This window comes from Lactobacillus fornicalis (assembly GCF_055362665.1).
Window position 1 is genome coordinate 1 of the sequence record NZ_JBLTIM010000018.1, and the last position, 6,518, is coordinate 6,518.

At 32.5% G+C, this 6,518-nt stretch carries 5 protein-coding genes; 4 read left to right on the plus strand and 1 reads right to left on the minus strand.

What is annotated here, in order from left to right; translation table 11 throughout:
- Both ACNDLV_RS05085 and ACNDLV_RS05090 read left to right on the plus strand, forming a co-directional pair.
- A partial coding sequence (locus tag ACNDLV_RS05085) for an alpha-amylase family glycosyl hydrolase (RefSeq protein WP_498882937.1) occupies window positions 1-1,367 on the plus strand: 1,367 nt, incomplete at its 5' end.
- Between the two features lies 1 nt (window position 1,368).
- Window positions 1,369-3,303, plus strand: a complete 1,935-nt coding sequence (locus ACNDLV_RS05090; RefSeq protein ID WP_006587289.1) for a PTS sucrose transporter subunit IIABC — start codon at window positions 1,369-1,371, stop codon at window positions 3,301-3,303.
- A gap of 161 nt (window positions 3,304-3,464) precedes the next feature.
- On the opposite strand, the gene ACNDLV_RS05095 is transcribed toward ACNDLV_RS05090, so the two are convergent.
- On the minus strand, window positions 3,465-4,334 hold the full coding sequence (locus ACNDLV_RS05095; protein WP_022091149.1) for a helix-turn-helix domain-containing protein: 870 nt from the start codon (window positions 4,332-4,334) through the stop codon (window positions 3,465-3,467).
- Window positions 4,335-4,443: 109 nt separating this feature from the next.
- On the opposite strand from ACNDLV_RS05095, the gene ACNDLV_RS05100 reads away from it, so the two are divergent.
- Both ACNDLV_RS05100 and ACNDLV_RS05105 read left to right on the plus strand, forming a co-directional pair.
- On the plus strand, window positions 4,444-5,928 hold the full coding sequence (locus ACNDLV_RS05100) for an FAD-dependent oxidoreductase (protein WP_006587291.1): 1,485 nt from the start codon (window positions 4,444-4,446) through the stop codon (window positions 5,926-5,928).
- Window positions 5,929-5,930: 2 nt separating this feature from the next.
- The coding region (locus ACNDLV_RS05105) for an MFS transporter (protein WP_498882938.1) at window positions 5,931-6,518 on the plus strand (588 nt) is incomplete at its 3' end.

Here is a 6,518-nt window from a genome sequence, read left to right on the forward strand (position 1 = left end):
CAAAAAATTTGACAGTTTCACATTTATGGTTTCAAAAAGCTTTGAAGGATCCTAACTCAAAATATCGTAATTTTTACATTTTCAAAAAAGGTATAAACGGGGCTCCTCCTAATAATTGGAGAAGTAACTTTGGAGCAGGATCAGCATGGGAAAAAGTACCAAATTCTTCAGATGAGTATTACTTGCATGTTTTTTCAAAACATCAACCGGATTTAAATTGGGAAAATCCAGCACTTCGAGAAGAAATTTATAAGATTATTAATTGGTGGATTAATAAGGGAATTGATGGATTCAGAATAGATGCTATTACATTTTTAAAGAAAGACCAAGACTTTGCGTCTCTGACTGCTGATGGTAATGATGGTTTGGTTAAAGTCAAATATAAGACTGAAAATAGACCAGGTCTTGATATTTTTTTGAAGGAATTAAAGAAAAAAGGCTGGGGAAAAGTAGTTACTGTAGGTGAAACTAGTGGACTGCGATATGATCAATTTCCCAAATTTATTGGGAAAGATGGGTACTTTTCAATGGCATTCGATTTTCATTATATAGATATTGATGTGAAATCAGGTTCGGAATGGTATCGAACAAATAAGTGGAACACCCAAGATTTGTTTACCAAAATTTGTGATAGTCAAAGTAAGATTAATAAAGTACCTGGTGGTTGGGCAGCTAATTTTTTAGAGAATCATGATCAACCTAGAAGCATTAATAAATTTATTAAATCACCAAAATTTCGAAATGAAATTGGAGCCAAGGCACTAGCAACTTTGTTTTTCTTCTTGAGAGGTGCGCCATTTATTTATCAGGGTCAAGAACTAGGAATGTTAAACGTTAAGAGAACTAGTATAAAAGAGTTCAATGATGTTTCTAGCTTGAATAATTATCAACGGGCATTAGAAGAAGGTTTTTCTAAAAAGAAAGCTTTAACTTTTGTAAATAATCGCTCTCGGGACAATGGAAGAGTTCCGTTTCAGTGGGATTCTTCAGCTAATCATGGCTTTAATCGAGGTGCTAAACCATGGCTCGAATATGCGGAAACATGTTCAAATGTTAATGTAGTAGATGAGCTTAAGAATCCTAATTCTGTATTAAATTTTTACAAGCATTTAATCTATTTAAGAAAAAGAGCAGATCTAGAAGCAGATTTAGTTGAAGGTGAATTTAAATCAATTGATTTAAGTGATAATAATGTCATTGCTTATTATCGTGGAAAATGCAAAGTGATAGTTAATCTATCTGACAAGAATCAAAGCGTGCCTATAAAATACGATGAAATATTAAGTAATAACTATGATGAGATTGCTGAGGCTGATAATTTGATTAAATTGAAACCATATCAAGCACTTGTTGTAAGGAGTATGTAAAATGTCTAAGCAAACTGTGAATTATAAAAAATTAGCAAATGAAATTATCGATATAATTGGTGACAATAATATAGAATCAGTCACGCATTGTGAAACAAGACTGCGTTTTATTGTCAAAAATCGTAACAAAATTGATGATAACAGTATTCAAAATTTATCTGGTGTTAAAGGAGTCTTTTTTGGATCAGGACAATACCAAGTTATTGTTGGAACTGGCGTAGTTAATCACGTTTATGAAGAAATAGAAAAAAGCAAGCGTGTAAATGCAATTTATGGCAATGATAATGTTCAAAGCACTGAAGATAGGTCAAATCAGCCATTGGGACGTCGAATCATGGCGATGCTTGCTGGAATTTTTATCCCAATTGTACCAGTAATTGCTGCAACGGGTTTATTTTTAGGACTAAAGAGTACATTTACTAATGCTGAGGTTTTAAAGATTTTTGGTACAACGCCAGCAGCAATACCAAGCAGTTTAATTACTGTTACAAGTGTATTAACTGATACTGTTTTTGCATTTTTACCAGCATTACTTGTTTGGTCAACTTTCAAGTATTTTAAAGGAACACCGATTATTGGTATTGTTCTTGGAATTATGCTTGTTTCGCCAATTCTGCCTAATGCTTATTCAGTGGCTAATGGTAGTGCAAAAGCGATTATTCTTTTTAATTCAATTCCGGTTATTGGTAGTCAAGGGTCAGTTTTAACAGCTTTGGTAGCAGGGTTCTTGGGTGCAAAACTAGAATTATTCTTTAGAAAACATATGCCTAATGTTTTGGAACAAATCCTTACACCATTTTTAACTTTATTGGTTACCTTCTCAATTATGGTTCTTGGAGTTGGACCTATTGTTCATAGCGTTGAAAATATCCTTGTTTCATTAGTCCAAAGCTTAATTCATTTACCATTTGGTATTGGTGGATTTCTAATTGGTGCATTATATCCTTTAATGGTTGTTGTCGGAATACACCAAATGATGATTGCCATAGAAACATCTCTTCTTGCAGCAACTCATCTTAATCCTTTGATTACTTTAGAAGCAATGTATGGATTTGCTAATTTAGGGGTGGCATTAGCTATCTTTCTAAGAGCGAAATCACAAAATACTAAAGAAAACTGCGCCTCTGCAATGGCTTCACAATTATTTGGTGTTTCAGAACCAACTATTTTTGGGGTTTTGATTCGTTATAATATGCGTCCACTTTTTGTAACTGTCTTTACTTCAGGTTTAGGTGCAGCAGTTCTGGGTATTTTCAATGTGGCTGCTAATACTTATGGCTTAGCGGTTTTACCATCATATTTAATGTATATATATAATTTTAGATGCTTAATTATTTATACTATTGTTTCAATTTTGACAATTGTTGTGGCATTTATCTTAACTAATATGTTTGCTATTCCAAAGGATGTTTTAGTAGATGATGATAGTGCTTCAAAGAAGAATAAAATCGAAGTAAAAGATGAAGTTATTGCAGCTCCTGTTTCAGCTGAGACGATTGAGTTGAAAGAAGTATCAGATCCTGTATTTTCATCAGAGATGATGGGAAAAGGAGTTGCTTTTAAGGCACCGGAGTCAGGAATTGTAAATATTTATGCTCCTGCAGCAGGGAAATTAAGTGTAGTTGCTAAAACTGGCCACGCTTACGGAATTAAAACTAATCAAGGTGCTGAAATTTTAGTTCACTTAGGTTTGAATACAGTTTCATTAAATGGAGAAGGCTTCCAAGTTAAAGTGAAAGAAGGTGAATCTATAGAAAAAGGCCAATTACTGGGTAGAATGGATGTTGGCGTCATAAGAAGTAAACGTTTAGATCCAACTATTATTATGGTTATAACTAATACAGATGATTATACTAAGATTGAATCTAACGATAAAAACAAAGTTGAGCATGGTGAAGAAATTTTATCTGTTCAAAAAAAGGAAATGATTAGCTAATATTAAATATTGAAGGTCCTATATTTATGTTTCTAAGAATTATGTTGGCTAACTAAAAAAGTATCTTTATCTCTATAGAGTAATGATTCATTTTATTGGTACAAGCAGGTAATTGCGGCTAACGGTTCAAATTTATAAGTTTTAAGTAGTTCAGAAAATAATTAATCTGAGCTACTTTTTTTTCGCCAATTTTGAGGACTTATTCCGGTAATTTGAGAAAATTGCTTGCTAAAAGATGAAACTTCCTTGTAGCCTAATTCATTAGATATTTCTTCGATACTTTTTGTGGTTAGTTTCAGTTGTTCTTTTGCTAAGCTAATTCTGATGTTTAGACGTAGATGTATAAAGTCTTGCTTAAATAACTTTTGACAAAGACGGGATAGATAATTTTTTTGATACCCAAATTCATTTGCCATTTCAGATAAAGTAACTTGTCCATGGTGACTAGCTATATACGACATTAAAGCACCTGCTTGGGTATCTTTACTTGCATATTTTACTTTTTTAGATGGAAAATCTGAATCTACTTTTGAGATTTTCTGACGATGATTATGAAGTAATTCAGTTAATAGTAAGCCACTAATTCTTTGTGATTGAAAATCATAATATTTATCTCGTTTTTTGCTTGCAATGATTTGTAAAATATCTAGATAATTGTGGCAAATTTGTGAATGTATTTTTTTAAAACAGATATAACATAAATCCTTATTTGTATCATTCATCATGTCATGAATTAAGGGGTTGTCAGCAACGAGATACTGATTTAAAGGACTAGGATATTTTATATCTATACTAATTAATCGAATAACATCATGTCTTGATTTGCTTGAAATTCTAATATTTTTAAAGTGATGAGAAACAATTATATCAGATCTTGTTAGCTGTATGGTTCGATTACCAGAACTTAGAATACATGTAGTTAAGGCTTCTAAAAATTCCATGTGAAAATAATTCAAACTATTAATTTTAAAGCTTTGTTTTGAACTGTTAACGATTTCATTGTTGTCGTAAGAACGATATTTAAGAACCATATTTTTACCTATAAGATACATAAAACTAAAATTAAAGATAACTTTTACTATTAAATTGTAAATCTATTCACGATATTATTGAAGCGAAAAATGAGAAAGGATAAAGATTATGGTTAAAGAAATATTTACTGATGTTGTTATAGCTGGTACTGGTGGTACAGGACTTTCATGTGCCATAGTTGCTGCAGAAAACAATTTAAAGGTTATTGCAATTGAAAAATTGCCTAAAATAGGAGGAAATACACGTATTTCAAGTGGCTTTTTTGCTGTTGGTACAAAAGAACAACAAGTTGAAGGCTTGCATTTGTCAACAAAAGAAGCTATTAGACAATTAAATGAATATAATCATTACTTAAATAATGGTCCCTTAACGAAGAGAATTGTAGAAAACGCTAAGCCAACTTTAGAAGCTATTGAAAAATGGGGAATGGAAATAAAACTAAATCCAACATCTAATACAACTCAATACGCTCATAAAGATAATCCTTATGCTGGTGGATCTTATCATATGTATCAAAATAAGGATGATTCATATGAAAGAATTAAGAAAAATCTTGAGGAAAAAGGTGTTAAATTTCTATTTAAAACTACTATGAAAGACTTGGTTAAAGATAAGGATGGATTGATCAAAGGAATAATTGCTGTAGATGAAAATGGAAATGAAGTTAAAATTTACGCCAAAGCAACTTTAGTAGCAACTGGTGGATTCGGAGGTAATGTTCAGCGAGTCGCTAAATTAATGAAAACTAATCGAATGAGAAGTTTAGGAGTTCCAAGTATGGGAGAAGGGATGACAGCACTTGAAAATGCAGGGGCTGTTAATATTGATTCACATGCGTTAATCCATGCTGCACAACTAGCTAGATCTAAGGTCACACAAAATACATCTAAAAAGCACTTAGCTGGTTTTAGTGATAATCCATTAACGAGACTATTACTTACTCCATTAATGTGGGTTGATCCAGATGGTCGTCGCTTTACTAATGAAGATACTGTTTATGATACAGTGCTTTGGGCTAATGCTGGATATAATGTGGGCGGTATGTATTACATTTTAGTTGATACAAAGACATTAAATGAGTATACAAGAGGGACAAAATTAACTGTTTCTAAAGCTGGCCCTGGTGCAACAGATAAGCCTGGTGATTTCGTTAAGTTAGCTGATGAAGCTGTGAGATTAGGAACTGCATTTAAGGGGGAAACTTTAGCTAAATTAGCTGAAAAAGCAGATATGAATTTGAAAAATCTTGAAACCTCAGTAAAGACATATAACGAAGCAGTTAAAAATAAAGATGATAAAGAATTTGCTAAGAAGTCCAATCATTTAATTTATAGCGTAGAAGAAGGCCCATTTTATTTACTTAAAGCACAAGTCGCTTATCTTGGAACGGTAGGCGGTGTTAGAGTTGATGATCATATGAGAGTTTTAGATAAAAGCTTTAAAACTATTAAAGGATTATACGCTGGTGGTGCCAATGCTGGTGGGTATTATGAAGGGCAAAGCTACCCAGCTTATGAAGGCTTAGCTTCAGGATTTGCTTGGACTAGTGGTAGATTAGCAGGATTAGCAATTGTAAGTGACTTAGGAGATTAAAAATGAAAATTTCAAATTCAACATCTTCATATATCACTAAAACAAGGATTGGTGTTTTAGCGGTTAGTGCAATGGGCATGGCTTCATTAGCGATTACACCATCTTATGCTGCAATTGCAAGAACATTTTCATTATCAAATACAGGGGTTCAGATGTTAACATCCTTGCCCAACTTATTTATGATGATTGCAGGAATTGTAGTAGGAAAATTGACAGCTGCCAAATTAAATTTAAAAATATTAACTCTCGCAGCTATTTTATTGATTGTTCTAGGTGGATTTATGCCACTTATCTACAATTCATCCTTTGCTTTTTTAATGGGGTGTTCTTGTTTAGTAGGACTTGGTCAAGGAGCTTGTACTAATTTATCACAGGTTTTGATTTCTCAGTTATTGCCTAAATCAACCATGGGATTAACAACTACATTTACTAATATTGGTGGGATTATATTTATTATGGGTGGCGGTCAATTAGCCGCTTCAAGCAGTTGGATAACCAATTATTGGATTTACATTTTCAGTTTACTAGTTTTAGTTGTAGCAATTTTATTAATTCCACTATCACCAAAAGATTTGAAACTGTCAAATTTT

Excerpts from the sequence above, each read along its gene's own strand:
- ACNDLV_RS05090 (WP_006587289.1), top strand. The coding sequence starts at position 1,369 with ATGTCTAAGCAAACTGTGAATTATAAAAAATTAGCAAATGAAATTATC.
- ACNDLV_RS05095 (WP_022091149.1), bottom strand. The coding sequence starts at position 4,334 with ATGGTTCTTAAATATCGTTCTTACGACAACAATGAAATCGTTAACAGT.
- ACNDLV_RS05100 (WP_006587291.1), top strand. The coding sequence starts at position 4,444 with ATGGTTAAAGAAATATTTACTGATGTTGTTATAGCTGGTACTGGTGGT.